The 17,188-nt window shown below is 60.7% G+C and carries 17 protein-coding genes; 12 read left to right on the top strand and 5 right to left on the bottom strand.

What is annotated here, in order from left to right:
• Window position 1 precedes the first annotated feature (1 nt).
• Together QD336_RS07605 and QD336_RS07600 are read right to left on the bottom strand one after the other, a co-directional pair.
• Window positions 2-484 (bottom strand): DUF2269 family protein, encoded by a 483-nt coding sequence (locus QD336_RS07605; protein WP_499170076.1) that lies wholly within the window; start codon window positions 482-484, stop codon window positions 2-4.
• On the bottom strand, window positions 484-1,770 hold the full coding sequence (locus tag QD336_RS07600; protein ID WP_499170075.1) for an SDR family oxidoreductase: 1,287 nt from the start codon (window positions 1,768-1,770) through the stop codon (window positions 484-486). Before QD336_RS07600 ends, QD336_RS07605 begins: the two co-directional genes overlap by 1 nt.
• 124 nt (window positions 1,771-1,894) lie before the next feature.
• Here QD336_RS07600 and QD336_RS07595 point away from each other — a divergent pair, with 124 nt between their 5' ends.
• Window positions 1,895-3,022 (top strand): ATP-dependent DNA helicase, encoded by a 1,128-nt coding sequence (locus tag QD336_RS07595; RefSeq protein WP_269709379.1) that lies wholly within the window; start codon window positions 1,895-1,897, stop codon window positions 3,020-3,022.
• Here the strand turns inward: QD336_RS07595 and QD336_RS07590 are convergent, their stop codons facing one another.
• Window positions 3,023-3,718, bottom strand: coding sequence for a MerR family transcriptional regulator (locus tag QD336_RS07590; RefSeq protein ID WP_499170074.1), 696 nt, complete (start codon window positions 3,716-3,718; stop codon window positions 3,023-3,025).
• 235 nt (window positions 3,719-3,953) lie between these two features.
• Here QD336_RS07590 and QD336_RS07585 point away from each other — a divergent pair, with 235 nt between their 5' ends.
• Together QD336_RS07585 and QD336_RS07580 are read left to right on the top strand one after the other, a co-directional pair.
• Window positions 3,954-4,709, top strand: coding sequence for a pyridoxine 5'-phosphate synthase (locus QD336_RS07585; protein WP_499170073.1), 756 nt, complete (start codon window positions 3,954-3,956; stop codon window positions 4,707-4,709).
• 72 nt (window positions 4,710-4,781) lie between these two features.
• Window positions 4,782-6,047 carry an NAD(P)/FAD-dependent oxidoreductase gene (locus QD336_RS07580; protein ID WP_499170072.1) on the top strand — a complete coding sequence of 422 codons (1,266 nt, stop codon included), beginning with the start codon at window positions 4,782-4,784 and terminating at the stop codon, window positions 6,045-6,047.
• A 66-nt stretch (window positions 6,048-6,113) separates the two neighbouring features.
• Here the strand turns inward: QD336_RS07580 and QD336_RS07575 are convergent, their stop codons facing one another.
• Window positions 6,114-7,160, bottom strand: coding sequence for an NAD(P)-dependent alcohol dehydrogenase (locus QD336_RS07575; protein WP_499170071.1), 1,047 nt, complete (start codon window positions 7,158-7,160; stop codon window positions 6,114-6,116).
• A 189-nt stretch (window positions 7,161-7,349) separates the two neighbouring features.
• On the opposite strand from QD336_RS07575, the gene QD336_RS07570 reads away from it, so the two are divergent.
• From QD336_RS07570 to QD336_RS07550, 5 genes are all read left to right on the top strand, one after another.
• Window positions 7,350-8,255 carry an AraC family transcriptional regulator gene (locus QD336_RS07570; RefSeq protein WP_499170070.1) on the top strand — a complete coding sequence of 302 codons (906 nt, stop codon included), beginning with the start codon at window positions 7,350-7,352 and terminating at the stop codon, window positions 8,253-8,255.
• Window positions 8,256-8,647: 392 nt separating this feature from the next.
• Window positions 8,648-9,301 (top strand): TetR/AcrR family transcriptional regulator, encoded by a 654-nt coding sequence (locus QD336_RS07565; protein ID WP_003507581.1) that lies wholly within the window; start codon window positions 8,648-8,650, stop codon window positions 9,299-9,301.
• Between the two features lie 49 nt (window positions 9,302-9,350).
• Window positions 9,351-10,370, top strand: coding sequence for a ketol-acid reductoisomerase (ilvC, locus tag QD336_RS07560; RefSeq protein ID WP_269340770.1), 1,020 nt, complete (start codon window positions 9,351-9,353; stop codon window positions 10,368-10,370).
• Between the two features lie 138 nt (window positions 10,371-10,508).
• Window positions 10,509-10,763 (top strand): type II toxin-antitoxin system Phd/YefM family antitoxin, encoded by a 255-nt coding sequence (locus tag QD336_RS07555; RefSeq protein WP_269340771.1) that lies wholly within the window; start codon window positions 10,509-10,511, stop codon window positions 10,761-10,763.
• On the top strand, window positions 10,760-11,029 hold the full coding sequence (locus QD336_RS07550; protein ID WP_174008824.1) for a Txe/YoeB family addiction module toxin: 270 nt from the start codon (window positions 10,760-10,762) through the stop codon (window positions 11,027-11,029). The genes QD336_RS07555 and QD336_RS07550 overlap by 4 nt, the downstream gene beginning before the upstream one ends.
• A 4-nt stretch (window positions 11,030-11,033) precedes the next feature.
• Here QD336_RS07550 and QD336_RS07545 read toward each other — a convergent pair whose 3' ends face one another.
• Entirely contained in the window at window positions 11,034-11,483 is a 450-nt protein-coding gene (locus tag QD336_RS07545; protein WP_209087637.1) for an RbsD/FucU family protein, read from the bottom strand.
• A 274-nt stretch (window positions 11,484-11,757) separates the two neighbouring features.
• Between QD336_RS07545 and QD336_RS07540 the strand changes: the two genes are divergently transcribed.
• From QD336_RS07540 to QD336_RS07525, 4 genes are all read left to right on the top strand, one after another.
• Window positions 11,758-13,002, top strand: coding sequence for an aminotransferase-like domain-containing protein (locus QD336_RS07540; RefSeq protein WP_499170068.1), 1,245 nt, complete (start codon window positions 11,758-11,760; stop codon window positions 13,000-13,002).
• A gap of 320 nt (window positions 13,003-13,322) precedes the next feature.
• Window positions 13,323-14,306, top strand: coding sequence for an ABC transporter substrate-binding protein (locus QD336_RS07535; RefSeq protein ID WP_499170066.1), 984 nt, complete (start codon window positions 13,323-13,325; stop codon window positions 14,304-14,306).
• A 9-nt stretch (window positions 14,307-14,315) separates the two neighbouring features.
• Window positions 14,316-16,010: an ABC transporter permease gene (locus QD336_RS07530; RefSeq protein WP_499170065.1), complete on the top strand. Its 1,695-nt coding sequence runs from the start codon at window positions 14,316-14,318 to the stop codon at window positions 16,008-16,010.
• Window positions 15,998-17,026, top strand: a complete 1,029-nt coding sequence (locus tag QD336_RS07525) for an ABC transporter ATP-binding protein (RefSeq protein ID WP_269340782.1) — start codon at window positions 15,998-16,000, stop codon at window positions 17,024-17,026. The genes QD336_RS07530 and QD336_RS07525 overlap by 13 nt, the downstream gene beginning before the upstream one ends.
• Window positions 17,027-17,188 lie beyond the last annotated feature (162 nt).

The raw sequence follows: 17,188 nt of genomic DNA, 5'->3' as shown, positions 1-17,188 counted from the left end.
GTCAGCCGAACAGGGGAATATCCGGCTTGTTGAGCATCAGCCAGATGATGCCGAGAACGGCGAAGAAGGCGGGGAAACCGCAGACGAACCAGATGCGGTAAAGGCGGAACCATTGCGCCGGCAGGTCTTGTCCCTTGGCGGCGCAATCACGGGCGATATCCCGCAGCCGAATCTGGATCCAGACGACCGGCAGCCAGAAAATGCCGGTGAAGACATAAAGGCCAAGCGAAAGGGCGATCCAGCCTTCGCTGAGCGGCCAGCCGATGATGCGTGCGAGAAAATAGCCGGTCACCGGTTGGATGATTGCGGCCGTCGCGGTGAAGATCGTGTCGGCGATGACGACCGTACCCGCGACATGCGCGATCAGCGCCGGGTTTGCCGTTCGCCGCGCCATGACCATGAAGAAGGCGATGCCCGCGCCGGTGCCGAACAGCACCGTTGCGCCGATGACATGCGCAAGCCGCAACAGGTCCTCAAGCGTCATCAGCGTTCATCCAGGGTGGCGAGGGCAACAAGGGTCAGGGCGAGGGAAGGCAGAACCTTGACGAGGGGCCCGAGCGGATCGAGCCACAGGCCCGGCTCCAGCAGAGTGCCACCCGTCAGATAGGCGCCGCTGACCAGCAGCATGCCGATGAGCGCCTTTCTGGCGAGTGGTCGCAGCAGGACGGTGACGCCAAGGGCTATATCGATGAGGCAGGTGGCGAGCGTGAGGGCGATGGCCGAAGCTTGGGGCATGAAGGGCAGAAAATGCGCCGCTGCTCCATTGATGTTCAGCAGCGGCACGAGGCCGGATAACAGCCAGAATAACGATAAGCAGAGAATGACGATGGGTTTCAGGAAATAGGATCTGGCAAACCACAGGTCCTGCACGCCGGAGGGGTGGGCGGCCAGCGTCTGTTTCAGGCTCTTGAGCGATGTCGTCCCTGATCGCGCCTCACCCTCCGTGACGATGCCTTCCGACATGACCGTCATGGCGGTTGAACGGAGAGGCGAGCGCCAGCCCAGCGCGCCTGCGGCATCCGCCATCAGACTGACAGGGCGCATGAGGGCCGCCGGAAGGTTGATAACGGGAGCGGTGGGCAGGCCAAGCCATTGCCGGTGCGTGGTGACGACGTCCTGCAATGTCAGCGTTTCTTCCGCGGCGAGCTCGAGATCGCTACCCGGCGGAATTTCACCATCGATGGCCGCGCAGACGGCCGCCGCCACATCCTCGACCGCGACCGTTCGAACCGGCATTGCGCCATTGACGAGTGGCAGCATGAGGGGAAAGCCGGCAAGCGCGCGCACCAGCGCCGTGCCGCCATGGGCATTGCGGCCGACAACAAGGGCGGGGCGGAAGATGACGTAGGGCAGGCCGCTTGCAGTAAGTGCCTCATCGGCGCGGCGTTTGGTGGCGAGGAAGGGCAGGTCGGCTGCGGTTCCCGCCGTACGGGCCGATATCTGGATCAGAATCCTGCCGCCCGCCTTTGCCGCCGCCTCGTAAAGCGCCAGCATGGCTTTTTCCTGTGTCGCCGCCAGATCGTCCGACAGGCCGTCCTGAAGCGCGCCGGCGCAATTGACGATGGCATCGTGATCCCTGACCAGCGCGTCCCAGTCCGATGCGCGTGTCATGCGGGCGAGATCGGCGGAAACCCAGTTCGCGAAGGGCCATTTGTCTGTGGCGCGTGTAACGGAACGTGCCAGCCCGGTGACGACGTGGCCTCTGCCGTGAAGGCCGCGCACGACCTCCGAGCCGATGAAACCTGATGCGCCGAGAATCAATATCTTCATGCGCGGCATGATAGCTGCCGCGGTTTAAAAACCAGCCGTGTTTTATTGCCGCATTCTCACCCGGCGATTCATCTTTCGTTCTTTTTCTGTTGCGCATCAGGCTCGAATCCTGCGATGAGGGCGCATGTTATTTTCACCGCAACAGGACGAAGCGCTCAAGGCTGTTTCTCGCTGGCTGAAGGAAGGCCGGACGCCGGTTTTCCGGCTGTTCGGTTATGCCGGAACCGGCAAGACGACGCTTGCCAAGCATTTTGCGGAAAATGTCGATGGCGAGGTGCTGTTTGCGGCCTTCACCGGCAAGGCCGCGCAGGTGCTGCGTTCGCGCGGGGCAACCAATGCCCGCACTATCCATTCGCTGATCTACCGCCCGCGCGGCGAAGAAACTGTCGAAGACGAGGAAACCGGCAAGACCTCGATCGCGCCGATGTTCTCCATCAACCGCCAGAGCCCGCTCGCCAAGGCGGCGCTGATCATCATCGATGAATGTTCGATGGTGGACGAGCAGCTCGGCAAGGATCTGATGAGCTTCGGCACGCCGATCCTCGTGCTTGGCGATCCGGGGCAGCTGCCACCGGTTTCGGGTGGTGGCTTCTTCACCGAGCAGGAGCCAGACTATCTGCTGTCGGAAATTCACCGCCAGGCCAAGGACAATCCCATCATCCATCTGGCCATGGATGTGCGCGAAGGCCGCGAGATCATGCGCGGCGACTATGGCTCCGCACAGGTGATTTCCAAATCCGAAGTGACGCAGTCGCTGGTGCTCGATGCCGACCAGGTGCTGGTCGGCACCAATCGCACCCGCCGCCGCTATAATCAGCGGCTTCGCGAGCTGAAGGGTTTCTCCGCCGATTATCCGCAGTCCGGCGACAAGCTGGTCTGCCTGCGGAACGATCCGGCCAAGGGCCTGCTCAACGGCTCATTGTGGCAGGTGATGAGTTCTTCGCGCGAGACGGTGAAGCCCGGTATCAACCTGATGATCCGGCCCGAAGATGACGATATGGATCGCGGCGCGGCCAAGATCAAATTGCTGAAGGCGGCCTTCGAGGATGTGGAGACCGAAATTCCGTGGTCGACCCGCAAGCGCTACGACGAGTTCGATTTCGGTTATGCGCTGACCGTGCACAAGGCGCAGGGTTCGCAATGGAACAATGTGGTTCTCTTCGACGAGAGCTATGCCTTCCGGGATTCCCGCGAAAGGTGGCTTTACACCGCCATCACCCGCGCGGCGGAAACCCTGACGATCGTTCGTTGATCAGGCGCGGATAACGCCCAGCAGAACCGCCTTGGCGACCGCCTGAAAGCGGTTGCTGGCGTTGAACTTGCCTATGATCTTTGCCTCGAGGATGTTGAGATCGCCGCCTGAAAGGCCAAGGGCACGGGCAAGCCGCACCGGCGCATAACCCTCCGCCATCAGTTCCAGGCATTTGCGTTCTGTGTCGGTGAGGGCGATGTCCTTTGCCGGCGCTCGTTCGCTGCCATCCATGCCGTCCGCATCCGTCTCCGTCACCAGCAATTCCTCGATCTGCTGGGCCTGGCGCTGGAGCGTGGAAAGCTCGGCGGTCAATTCCCTCTTCCGCTGCCGCAGGGCGGCGTGGAATATGTCGTCCGCCTCTTCCTGCGAAAGCGAACGGACGAGTTTTTCCATGATCTCGGTAATCGCGGCGACGGAAATGCCCACTTCGCGACAGACGTTGATGACAGCCATGCGCTGGACGTTGCGGTGGCTATAAACGCGCATCTGGCCGATACGCTTCGAGGTCAGCAGCGCCTTTTCCTCGTAAAAATGCAGTGTTCGGTGGGTTACCCCGAAGATATTGGCCATGTCAGCGATGGGGACCGGTTCGGCGGGCAGGGAGGAAGGCAGGCTCACATCCGGTAGAAAGCTGCTGATCCTTAGATTGGGTTTGTCCTCGTCGCCGTGTTCAAACGGCATCCTGCCATCCTGCATCGTCTCCCCCTTCACGCTTTTTGACAGTGTGCCTGCTTTTTATGGCATCCGTTACTTGTTCCCCTGTCACGGGCCTGTCTTCTGATCTAGACATCATGCCAAACGCAGCAAAAAAACCATAACGTGTATTGCCTGCTTTCGTTCCCGCACCTTTAAAAAATTTTATCGGCCTCCTTGCGGTCGGCGTCAACCTGCGTGAAACAAGGTGTCAATTCCGAACCGGAGCTCCGATGCCATGCCTGCAAAACTTTCCGTCAATTTGAACGCAATTGCCATGTTACGCAACCGCCGCGATCTTCCCTGGCCGGATGTCGCGCATTTCGGGCAAATTGCGCTCTCGGCGGGTGCAAGCGGGCTGACTGTACACCCTCGGCCCGACCAGCGCCACATCCGCTTTTCGGACCTGCCGGTGCTGCGGGCGCTGATCGATGACCGTTTCCCCGGCGCGGAATTCAACATCGAAGGTTATCCGACCGAGGATTTTCTGGTCCTTTGTGAAAAGACGCAGCCGGAACAGGTGACGCTGGTGCCGGATGATCCGTCGCAGGCGACCTCCGACCATGGCTGGGATTTCCGCAAACATGCCGTTTTCCTGAAGGACGTCGTTGGACGCCTGAAGGCCGGCGGCATGCGCGTTTCGCTGTTTGCCGATGGCGACGGGGAACGCGAGCCCGTGGAACTGGCAGCCGAGACGGGGGCTGCCCGCATCGAGCTTTATACCGGCCCTTATGGTGGCTGTTTTGACGATCCGCAAAAGGCTGACGTGCTTGTCGAGCAGCTGGGGCAGACGGCGGATCATGCCGCCGCACTCGGGCTTGCGGTCAATGCCGGCCATGATCTGACGGTGGCGAACCTGCCCAGGCTGATGAAACGTATTCCCAATCTTGCCGAAGTCTCGATCGGGCACGGGCTGACGGCAGATGCGCTTGAGTATGGCATGGCTGAAACAGTCCGGCGTTTTTGTCAGGCCTGCGGTCAGCCTAATTCATAACCAAAGTCAATTTTTTCGCCTATGCTCTGCCTTGCGCATGCTCCGTGCGCGAGCTTTGGAAGGCAGAGACATATGCAAGAACATCATGTTGTCGTCGTGGGTGGAGGCTTCGGCGGTTTGCAACTGGTTCACGGGCTGGAGGGGGCCCCTGTCCGCATCACATTGATCGATCGTCGCAATCATCACCTGTTTCAGCCCCTGCTGTATCAGGTTGCGACGACGGCGCTGGCGACATCCGAAATCGCCTGGCCGATCCGCCATCTTTACCGCGACCGCAAGGAGGTGACGACCCTGCTTGCGGAGGTGACCGGTGTGGACCGGGTGGCGAGAACCGTGCATCTCAACACCGGCGAGAGCATCGGCTTTGATACGCTGGTACTGGCCACTGGCGCGCGCCACGCCTATTTCGGCCGCGACGAGTGGGAGCGTTCCGCACCCGGCCTCAAGACGCTGGAAGATGCAACGACGATCCGCCGCCGCCTGCTTCTCGCCTTTGAAAGAGCCGAACTCGCCACCAGTGAAGAGGAACGGCAGGCGCTTCTCACCTTCGTCATCATCGGCGCGGGCCCGACGGGCGTGGAAATGGCGGGCATGATCGCCGAACTGGCCAACAAGGTGCTACCGGCGGAATTTCGCAATGTCGATACCACAAAGACCCGTGTTCTGCTTGTTGAGGCCGGGCCTCGTGTCCTGCCGGTCTTTACGGAGGATCTTTCGACCTATGCCAAAGAAGCGCTTGAGAAGCTTGGCGTCGAGGTTCTGCTCGGCACGCCGGTGACGGCCTGCAACGATGAGGGTGTGACGGTGGGTGAGAGCTATTATCCCTGCCGCACCGTCGTCTGGGCCGCCGGTGTGCAGGCCTCTCCCGCCGCGAAGTGGCTGAATGCCGCCGGCGACAGGGCCGGGCGTGTCATCGTCGGGCCGCAGCTTCATCTCGAAGACGATGCTGATATCTTCGTCATCGGCGATACCGCCGCCGTCAATCAGGAAAACGGCAAGCCGGTGCCGGGCATCGCGCCCGCGGCAAAGCAGCAGGGCGCTTATGTGGCGAAGGTCATCAAGGCGCGGCTGGAGGGCAAGCCGTCGCCGGCACCCTTCCGCTACAGCCATCAGGGTAATCTCGCCACCATCGGCAAACGCGCGGCGGTGATCGATTTTGGTCGGTTCAAGCTGAAGGGCGTGCTGGCGTGGTGGATATGGGGGCTTGCCCATATCTACTTTCTGATCGGAACGCGCTCGCGGCTGGCCGTGGCGTGGAGCTGGCTGTGGATTTATCTGAGCGGCCAGCACAGCGCGCGGCTGATTACCCAGAAAGAGACGCTGAAGGACGAGGCCTGAAGTAACAAAGAAAAGGGCGGGAAGCATGGCTTCCCGCCCTCGTTTATTTGGTCGTCTCTGCGCGTATCAGGCGTCGAGCGAGGCCATGTCGATGACGAAGCGGTAACGCACGTCGCTCTTCAGCACGCGCTCATAGGCTTCGTTGACGTCCTTGATGTCGATCTTTTCGATTTCCGAAACGATGTCGTGCTTGCCGCAGAAATCCAGCATTTCCTGGGTTTCCTTGATCGAACCGATCATCGAACCGGCGAGCGAACGGCGGCCGGGAATGACCGAGAAAGCATGAACCGGGATCGCATGTTCCGGCACGCCAAGCAGAACCATCGTGCCATTGACCTTGAGCAGGTTGAGATAGGCGTTCCAGTCGATTTCAGCCGAAACGGTGCACAGGATCAGGTCGAAGGTGCCGGCGAGCTTCTCGAAGGTCGAGGCGTCGCTGGTGGCGTAATATTCCTTCGCGCCGAGCTTGAGGCCGTCTTCCTTCTTCGACAGGGACTGCGAGAGAACGGTGATATCAGCGCCCATGGCCGAGCCGATCTTCACGCCCATATGGCCAAGGCCACCCATGCCGAGGATCGCGACCTTCTTGCCGGGGCCGGCATTCCAGTGGCGCAGCGGCGAATAGAGCGTAATGCCGGCGCAGAGAAGCGGCGCGGAGGCATCGAGCGGAAGATTGTCCGGGATGGACAGGACGTAGTCTTCCCTGATGACGATATGGTCGGAATAACCGCCCTGCGTCGCGGTCTTGCCATCGCGCTCTACTGAATTGTAGGTCTGCACGAGGCCCGGCAGGTACTGCTCGTTATCGACATCGCGCGTGGCGCAGCCGACGCAGGAATCGACGAAGCAGCCGACGCCGACATGGTCGCCGACCTTGAACCGGGTGACCTTGGAGCCGACGGCCCGCACGACACCGGCGATTTCGTGGCCTGGCACGATCGGGTAAACGGCATTGTGCCATTCGTTGCGGACGGTGTGGATGTCCGAGTGGCAGATGCCGGCATATTTGATATCGATGACGACGTCGTCATCATTCGGCTCGCGGCGTTCGAAGGTGAACGGGGTAAGCGGCTTCGACGCGTCGGTCGCAGCGTAACCTCTTGCAATAGCCATCTGAATATCCTTTCGGGAGTTGGGGACGGCGGAATATGCAATGGAAGCGTCAAGGGGCGTTAGAGCGATCCTCCGAGCTTCTTGCACGATCCTGCAAAAAATACCCGCGTGCTCTTTGCGGATGGCGGGCGGCCTTCTAGATAAGAGACATCCAATATGTCTCTTCCTTCAGCCAGGGGATTTTCCCTCATGTCCTTGCCGTTCAATGTCTATCAGGAGATCGCTTCCATCGCCGCGCGGCACGCCACCCAGGACGGTGAGGTGCGCACGGCGATCGAATCCCTCGGCATCAGTCGGCGCACGATACCCAGCGCGCCGTGCCACGGCAGCTACCGTCCCTCTCTCGCACTCGTGATCCAGGGCTCGAAAAGCGTTCAGTTGGGCACGGACACCATCAATTACGGTGCCGGTGACTATCTCCTGACCTCGCTTGACCTGCCGGTTGCCTGGCGGGTGGTGGAGGCGAGCAGGGAGGTGCCGCACTTCTGCATCGCCCTTGCCATAGACAGTGAAAAGCTGCTCGATCTTATGAGCCGCGTACCGATCGATCCACCTTCGGAGCCGGCGAATGGGCAGCGCGGCATCGTCGTTAACAAGGCCACACCGGAGCTTCTCGATGCGGCCATCCGGCTTCTGCGCTTGCTCGATCGTCCAGCCGACATTGCCGCCATGGCACCGCTGATCGAGCAGGAAATCCTTTATCGCATCCTGACCGGACCGGCCGGCGGGCAGCTGATGAACATCATCGCGGCAGGCAGCCATGGCAATCGCATCGCCCGCGCCATCGCCTGGTTGCGCGAGAATTTTGCGCGCCAATTGCGTATCGAAGAGCTGGCTGAGCAGATCGGCATGAGCGTCTCGTCCTTCCACCATCATTTCAAGACGATCACGGCCATGACGCCGGTTCAATATCAGAAGCAGCTGCGCCTGCATGAGGCGCGTCGGCTGATGCTTGCGGAGCGGCTGGATGCGGGTACCGCCGGACATCGTGTCGGTTACCAGAGCCCGTCGCAGTTCAGCCGTGAATATAGCCGGTTTTATGGACTGTCGCCGTCGCGTGATGTGGATGCATCGCGTGAGATGGCGGCGGGGTAGATGTCCATTCAAGGCGGAGCGGTGGCGCGTGGGGCTTACCCCCCTCTGCCCTGCCGGGCATCTCCCCCACAAGGAGGGAGATCGGCAAGCAGCTTTGGCCCTGCTTCATTCTCTGTCCTCGAGATGGGCGAAGCGTAGCGGCATATCGATCTCCCCACCTGTGGGGGAGATGCCCGGCAGGGCAGAGGGGGGTAAGCCCCACGCGCCATCGCTCCGTTATCAACGCACAACCGCCTAAAGAACCCTACCACGCTTCCATCCCCAATACGCCGCACCGCGTCAATTCTCATCTCCCTTTAAAGAATCCGCTTGACGCCCAAGCTGCCTCCGCTTAAATGGCGCTCGAACCGTACCGTACGGTACATTAATCAAGCCCCTGGAGTGGAAAAGACTTGGCTTCCGACCCGATCACAGCGCAGGAATTTTCGCCGCGCCAGAACGCCGTTCTGGATCAGGCATTGCGTCTTTTGGTCGAGGGCGGCGAGAAAGCGCTCACCACATCCGGGCTGGCGCGCGCCGCCAACTGTTCGAAGGAAAGCCTCTACAAGTGGTTCGGTGATCGCGACGGCCTGCTGGCGGCGATGATCACCTTCCAGCAGAGCAAGGTCCGCACCTTCGAGAAGGCGGGTGACCGTGTTTCTGCGCCGCAGCTTGCCGATCACCTCGAGGTTTTCGCGCATGATCTGCTGGACGTGCTGGCGGGCGATGTGTCGCTGGCGCTCAATCGTCTGGCCATCGGGCAGGCGAGCCGGGATGGTTCGAAGCTTGGCGATCTGCTGCTGGAACGCGGCCGCCGCCAGATCGATCGCCGCGCCCGCGGACTGATCGAGGCGGGTCGCCGTTCCGGCTACCTGCGTTTCGATGACGCCGAAGAGGCGTATCGCAGTTTTTACGGCCTCATCGTTTCGGATCTGCATGTGCGCATGCTGCTGGGCGAGGCGCCGGACAAGGATTTTTCCGCCCGGGCAAAGAAGGCGGTCGTCGCCTTTCTGACGCTCTACGGGACGGAAAAGGTACATTCGGAACTCAGCGGCAAGCCCGCCTGAGTTTCCGGTTCAGACAACCGAGAGACAAGCATTAGGGAAGGACCATAAAATGCGCGTTTATTATGATCGTGATGCCGATCTCAATCTCATCAAGTCCAAGAATGTCGTCATCGTCGGTTACGGTTCCCAGGGCCGCGCCCATGCGCTGAACCTCAAGGATTCCGGCGCCAAGAACGTCGCCATTGCACTCAAGGCCGGTTCGCCGACCGTCAAGAAGGCCGAAGCCGATGGCTTCAAGGTCATGACCGTTGCCGAAGCCGCCAAGTGGGGCGACCTCATCATGATGGCAACGCCTGACGAACTGCAGGCCGACATCTACAAGGCCGACATCGCCGGCAACATCCGTGATGGCGCAGCGATCGCCTTCGCACACGGCCTCAACGTTCACTTCGGCCTTATCGAGCCGAAGGCTTCGCTCGACGTCGTCATGATCGCACCGAAGGGCCCCGGCCATACGGTTCGCGGCGAATACCAGAAGGGCGGCGGCGTTCCCTGCCTCGTTGCCGTTCACCAGAACGCTTCCGGCAACGCGCTTGAACTCGCTCTCTCCTACGCCTGCGGCGTTGGCGGCGGCCGTTCGGGCATCATCGAAACCAACTTCAAGGAAGAGTGCGAAACCGACCTCTTCGGCGAACAGGTCGTTCTGTGCGGCGGTCTCGTCGAACTGATCCGCGCTGGTTTCGAAACGCTGGTCGAAGCCGGTTACGCTCCGGAAATGGCCTATTTCGAGTGCCTGCACGAAGTGAAGCTGATCGTCGACCTGATCTATGAAGGCGGCATCGCCAACATGAACTACTCGATCTCCAACACGGCCGAGTGGGGCGAATACGTCACCGGTCCGCGCATCATCACCGCCGACACCAAGGCTGAAATGAAGCGCGTCCTGCACGACATCCAGACCGGCAAGTTCACCTCCGAGTGGATGCAGGAATGGAAGGCCGGCGCCGCCCGCTTCAAGGGCATTCGCCGTAACAACGACGCCCACCAGATCGAAGAAGTCGGCGCCAAGCTGCGCGGCATGATGCCCTGGATCGGCAAGAACAAGCTGGTCGACAAGGCCGTCAACTAAGCTTCATTGCTTGGTGGAAGATATGGAGGCCGGGGCGAAAGCTCCGGCCTTTTTCATTGACGGTCGCACCGATATGTCTTGACTCACTATTTTTTGTACGTACATAAATCTGTACATGTTTGCGGAAAGGCAATTCTCATGGCGAATGTGCGATTTACCGAGTTCCGGCAGAACTTCGCGACCCATTTCGACCGGGTGCTGGAAACCCGCGCGCCATTGCTTGTCACGCGGCAGGGCAAAGAGGCGGTGGTCGTGCTCGCCGAAGGGGAATATGAGAGCATGCAGGAAACGCTGCATCTCTTGTCCAACCCGGCAAATGCCTCACGGCTTCGCGCATCCATGGACGAACTTGAGCGGGGTGATACCGTCGAGCGGGATCCGACCGAAGAATGAAGCTCGTCTGGACGCTAAGTTCATGGGACGATTATGAGTTCTGGCAAAGAACCGATGCCCGCATGGTCGAGAAAATAAACGACCTTATCCGAAATGCCAAACGCACGCCCTTTGCAGGGCTTGGAAAACCGGAGCCCCTGAAGGGCGATATGGCAGGATATTGGTCTCGGCGGATTACCGCCGAGCATCGGTTTGTCTATCGTGTATCCGGGTCCGGAAGCGAGCAGAGGCTGGAAATCATCCAGTGCCGCTTCCATTACCAGTAACCGCTCACTTCGGCGGGATGACGCCCTTGGTCAGCAGGAAGCAGCCGTAGAAGCGCGTCTCTCCAGTCGTGATGACGCAATAGGCCTGCTTGGCTTTTTCGTAGAAGGCGAAGCGTTCGATGCCATACATGGGGGCTGATTTTCCCTCGGCCGCGTCGATTTCCTTCTGCACTTCGGCCTGCACCGGTTCCAGCTGATCGGGCGCACCCATCACTTCCATGCGGCCGACCGAAGGCTGCAGCGGGGTGTCGAGCGGCAGCACCGAGAGGATCGCCTTCATCGCGCGGGCCGCCGAGACATTGTCGATATGCAGCACCTTGCCGACAGCCGTGTGCCGGGCAACCGAATCGGACGGGAAATTGGTGTCGGATATCACCAGCGTATCACCGTGACCCATGGCGCGCAGCGCGTGCAGAACATCGGCATTCAGCGCCGGGTCGATATTTTTCAACATGTCTTCTAACTCCCATCATCGTCATGCCGTCCGCGGCACCGGCGCGCAATCCAGCCGGAAAAGCGCGCGGCGTCAATCGCAAACGGAAGATTGTTAAGCCTTCTCAGAGGGTGTATCTGGCTTTGTCCGCAAAAACGGCCGCGAATGTGGGGCTGTGGCGGACACCGTGCAGGGAGGCAGAAATAATTCGAAAAACTGATAAGTCAGTATTGCTGACATATCGACATTTCTGTAAAGATGCACGCATAAAAACGACACAAGAGGAAACGTACCCATGCTTAATTGGGAACAAATTTTCGCCACGCGCTCTTCGCGCATGAAAGCGTCTGAAATCCGCGAGCTGCTGAAGCTGCTCGAACAGCCCGATATCATCTCCTTTGCCGGCGGTATTCCGGATCCGGCTCTCTTCCCCGCAGAGGAGTTCCAGCAGGCTTATGCGGAAATTTTTTCCGGCGCGCAGGTCAACGCCGCCCTGCAATATTCGGTGAGCGAGGGTTACAAGCCGCTGCGCGAATGGCTGGCGGGCGAGATGGACAAGATCGGCATCGAATGCACCGCCGACAACGTCTTCATCGTTTCCGGTTCGCAGCAGGGTCTCGATTATCTCGGCAAGCTGTTCCTGTCGCCGAAGGATACGGCGCTGGTCACCTGGCCGACCTATCTCGGCGCGCTTTCCGCCTTCAACGCCTATGAGCCGAATTACGACCAGCTGAACCCCGGCGGCAACCGCACGCCCGAGGCTTACCGCGAAACAGCCGCCAAGCTCGGCGGCGCGGTGAAGTTTGCCTATCTCTCGGCCGATTTCTCCAATCCGACTGGCGAAACCGTCGATCTGGCTGGCCGCGAAAAGGTTCTGGCGCTGGCCGACGAGCTGGATATCGCCGTTATCGAAGACGCCGCCTATCAGTCGCTGCGTTACGATGGCGAAGCGGTGCCGCCGATCATGGCGCTCGATATTGCCCGCTCCGGCGGCATCGAGAACACCCGCACCATCTATTGCGGTAGCTTCTCCAAGACGCTGGCACCCGGCCTTCGCGTCGGTTACATCGTTGCTTCCGCACCGGTTATCCGCAAGCTGGTGCTGATGAAGCAGGCGGCCGATCTGCATTCCTCCACCATCAACCAGATCGCCATCGAACGCGTGGCCTCGCGCGGCTTCGACAGCCAAGTCGCCAAGATCAAGGCAGCCTACAGCGCACGGCGTGATGCGATGCTGGCCGCGCTTGAGAAGTACATGCCGAAGACCACCAGCTGGACCAAGCCGGAAGGCGGCATGTTCATCTGGGTCACGCTGCCTGAGGGTATGGATGGGGCCGCACTTCTGGCAAAATCCATCGCGACGGAAAAGGTAGCCTTCGTTCCCGGCCGCGCTTTCTTTGCGGATGGTTCGGGTACGAATACGCTGCGCATCAGCTTCTCCTGCGCCAATGAGGCGATGATCGAGGAAGGCATGAAGCGACTTGGCCGGTTGATCACGAGGGCGCAGGCGGAAACGAGCGAGGCGATCGCGGCGATTTGAGGAGCTTTCCCGTGGCGGGGGAGGGTGTGGCTTTACCCCCCTCTGTCCTGCCGGACATCTCCCCCTCAAGGGGGGAGATCGACTCGTGGTTAGGTCTCGCCCATCTCGGCGTCTGCAAATGAAGTGAAAGCAGAGCCTCTTGCCAATCTCCCCCCTTGAGGGGAAGATGCCCGGCAGGGCAGAGGGGGTAAGCTGCAAGTGCCAAGGGAGTTCTCAATCCCAACGGCCCCCAAGAGATCATCCCTCAAAAATCCTGCCTGTCACATACATGTTATGCAATCATGTTTTAGCGGTCCCACCGAACAACAGGGACTGGACCCATGAAAACGCTGCTCTCCGCTTTCACCGCCATCGTATCGCTCGGCTTCATCGCCACCGCCGCCAATGCCGCCGATCTGGTGCTTTACACCAGCCAGCCGAACGAGGACGCGCAGGCGACCGTTGATGGTTTCAAGGCCGCCAATCCGGGCCTTGAAGTCGAATGGGTGCGTGACGGAACGCCGAAGATCATGGCCAAGCTGATGGCCGAAATCAATGCCGGCAATCCGGTTGCCGACGTGCTTCTGATCGCCGATACGGTGACGCTGGAGCGCATGAAGCAGGCCGGCCAGCTTCTCGCCCACAAGTCTGCCGAAGCCAAGAATATCGATGCCTCGCTTTATGATGCGGACGGTTATTATTACTCCACCAAGCTCATCACGACCGGCATCATGTACAACACCGCCGCCGCGATGAAGCCGACGAGCTGGAAGGATCTGGCCAAGGCGGAAGCCAAGGGTCTCGTGACCATGCCAAGCCCGCTCACCTCGGGTGCGGCGCTGATCCACGCGCAGACGCTCGCCGCCGCAAACGGCCTCGGCTGGGATTATTACAAGCAGCTGAAGGCCAACGAAGCCATTGCCGGTGGCGGCAACGGTGCGGTTCTGAAGTCCGTCGCATCCGGCGAGAAGGCCTATGGCGTCGTTGTCGATTACATGCCGATCCGCGAAAAGGCCAAGGGCGCGCCGGTCGAGTTCGTCTTCCCGGAAGAAGGCGTTTCGGCCGTCACCGAGCCGGTTGCGATCATCAAGGGCACCAAGCACGAGGAAGCCGCCAAGAAGTTCGTTGACTACGTGCTTTCGGAAAAGGGCCAGCAGGGCTTCGTCAAGCTCGGTTACATCCCCGTGCGTGCAGACGCCGGCATGCCGGAAGGTTTCCCAGCCCGCGACAAGATCAAGGTTCTGCCGCTCAGCGCTGCCGATGCGCTGAAGAACTCCGAACAGGACCTCAAGACCTTCTCCGATATCTTCGGCTCCAAGGGCTGATATAGCGGAATGACCCGTTCCAAGGCTTATGGAAGCAGCCAGCCGCGCTGGCTGTTTCCTTTTGTGGTGAGTGTCGTTTTTGCACTCAGCGCCCTGCCGCTCGGCCGGCTCGCCTATACCGGCATCATCTCATCACTGAATGGTGACATATGGCGGCTTCTGGCCGATCCCGCTCTCTGGGATGCGGCGCTGAACACGCTCTCCACCTCGTTTTCCGGCATGCTGATTTCACTCGGCATCGGCGGCGCCTTTGCGCTTGCACTGACGCTTTGTGATATTCGCGGCAAGTCGATTTTGAGCTTCCTGTTCATGCTGCCGATGATGATCCCGCCGCAGGTGACGGCGCTGTCGTGGATTGGCATGACCGGCCCATCGAGTACGCTTTTGAAGGCGATCGGCCTTGCGCCGGCGATGGGATCGCCGCAGCCGCTTTATTCCATTGCCGGCCTCGCGTTGTTGCTCGGTGTGCAGCACGCGCCGCTCGTCTATCTGTCGCTGCGCGCCGGCCTGCTGGCCTTGCCGCAGGACGGCATCGAGGCCGCCAAGCTTTCCGGTGCTTCACCACGCCGCGTGCTGTTCGATATCATCCTGCCGCTATCGACGCCCGGATTGATTGCCGGTGCGGCGATCTCCTTTGTCTCCAATGTCGGCAATTTTGGCATACCGGCGATCCTCGGCATTCCGGCCTCGATCTTTACCCTGCCGACGCTGATCTACAGCCGTTTTGCCAGTTTCGGCACCAGCACCTTCGGCGACATCGCCATTCTCTCCACCATGATCGCCATCATTTCCGTGGCCGGGCTGGCGCTGCAGGAACGGGCGATGAAGGGCAGGGATTATCGCATCATCGGACTTTCCGGCAAGGCGGCGACTTTCGGGCTGGCGCGGTGGCGGGTGCCGGCGGAGCTTGCCCTGTGGCTCGTGCTGTTCTTCATGCTGATGGCGCCATTGACGGCACTGGTGGCAAGTTCGCTCGCTCCCGCCTATGGCGTGCCGCTCAGCCTCAAGACCGCGACGCTGCATGCCTATGAGGAGTTGCTTTACCGGCAGAGTGTGACCCGTACGGCCTTCCGCAATTCGCTGTTTCTGGCGACGGCGACCTCGCTTTGCCTGCTGGCGGTGACGGTGCTGACGGCTTACTTTCTGGTGCGCGGCAAGAGCCGCTTCATGTTCCTGCTCTCGGCGCTGGTGGATATTCCCTATGCGCTGCCGGGCGTGGTGATTTCCGTTTCCTTCGTGCTGCTCTTTGCTGCCCCCATTCCGCTGCTGGGCGTGACGCTCTACGGTACGATCTGGATCATATTGCTCGCCTATTTTTCCTCCTTCTTCGCCGTCAGCCTCAAACCCATGGTCAGCGCTTTCCTGCAATTCGATCCGTCGCTGGAAGAGGCAGCAAGGCTCTCCGGCGCCGGCTTCTGGCGGCGGCTGAAGGATATCATCCTGCCGCTGGTCGGGCCTGCAGCGGGCGCGTCCGTCATTCTGGTTTTCCTGATCGCTTGCAATGAGCTGACGGTCTCCGCGCTCCTCTGGTCCGCCGGCACGCAGACGCTCGGCGTCCTCATCTACAATCTCGATGACAGCGGCAGTTTCGATCTCGCCTCCGCACTTTCGGTGCTCGTCGTCATCATGGTCATTATCCTCATGCTGCTGCTCGAAATTCTGGGGCGCTATCTGCCGAAAGGAGTCGTCCCTTGGCGAAACTGATCCTCAACCGCTTGTCGAAAAGTTTCGGGGCGGGTTCCCGGCCCGCCGTCGACGATGTGTCGCTGACGGTGCGTGACGGTGGTTTCCTGGCGCTGCTCGGGCCTTCCGGCTGCGGCAAGACGACAGTGCTGCGCATGATCGCCGGTTTCGAACAGCCGACCGATGGCTCCATCCTGCTTGGCGAGCGGGTGCTGGCCGATGCCGGCAGCATGGTGCCGCCGGAGCGGCGCAACATGGCGATGGTGTTCCAGTCTTATGCGCTCTGGCCGCATATGTCGGTTGCTGACAATGCCGGTTATCCTCTCAAGGTGCGCGGCGTTACCGGCGAAAGATACCGCGAAAAGGTGCGTCAGGCGCTTGCAGCCGTCCGTCTCGAGAGCTTCGCCGACCGCCGTCCTGCCGAATTGTCCGGTGGCCAGCGGCAGCGCGTGGCGCTCGCCCGCTGCCTCGTCACCGAGCCTGACGTGGTGTTGCTCGATGAGCCGCTCGCCAATCTCGATCGGCATCTGCGGCAGGAGATGGAGGAGACGTTTCGCGATTTCCACGCCCGTTCCGGCGCGACGATGATCTATGTCACCCATGATCAGGCGGAAGCCATGGCGCTGGCGACCGATGTCGCCGTCATGTCGCAGGGCAAGCTGCTGCAGGTCGCTGCGCCGGCGGAGCTTTATGCGCGGCCGGAGGGCAGGCTGGTCGGTTCACTGGTGGGGCAGGGGGCGATCCTCACCCTGCCGGTCTCGGAAGGGGCATCGCGCGATCTCGACTGGGCGGGGCTTCGGGCGGCGATGGAGGGCGGCAGGCAATTGCCGCAGGCGGATATTCTCGTGCGGCCGCAGGATGTGGTGCGGGATGCGGACGGAATTGCCTGTACCGTTACCTCGGTTCTTTATGAGGGCGAGCGTTATGCCCTGCGGCTCGATCTGCCAGACGGGCAGGCGCTCCGGGCCTATTCGCGTGAAGCGGTTGCAGTCGGGGACCGGCTGCCGGTCGCCATTCGTGCGGGGTGGCGACTTTAGATAAGGGCGTCAGTGCGGCAGGTCCGATTTTTCCTGTCCTGAAGCTTTTCTCCCGTCATTCCGGCCTTGAGCCGGAACGACGGAAAAAGATGTGGCTGTGGGTAAGAGGCTTGCGTCACCTTACCTTCGTTCGTCTTATGAGAACTCCACTGGCGATGCTGA

The organism is Rhizobium sp. BR 250, from assembly GCF_047445855.1.
GTDB lineage: Bacteria > Pseudomonadota > Alphaproteobacteria > Rhizobiales > Rhizobiaceae > Agrobacterium > Agrobacterium tumefaciens_I.
This window is presented reverse-complemented; position numbering and strand designations above follow the sequence as displayed.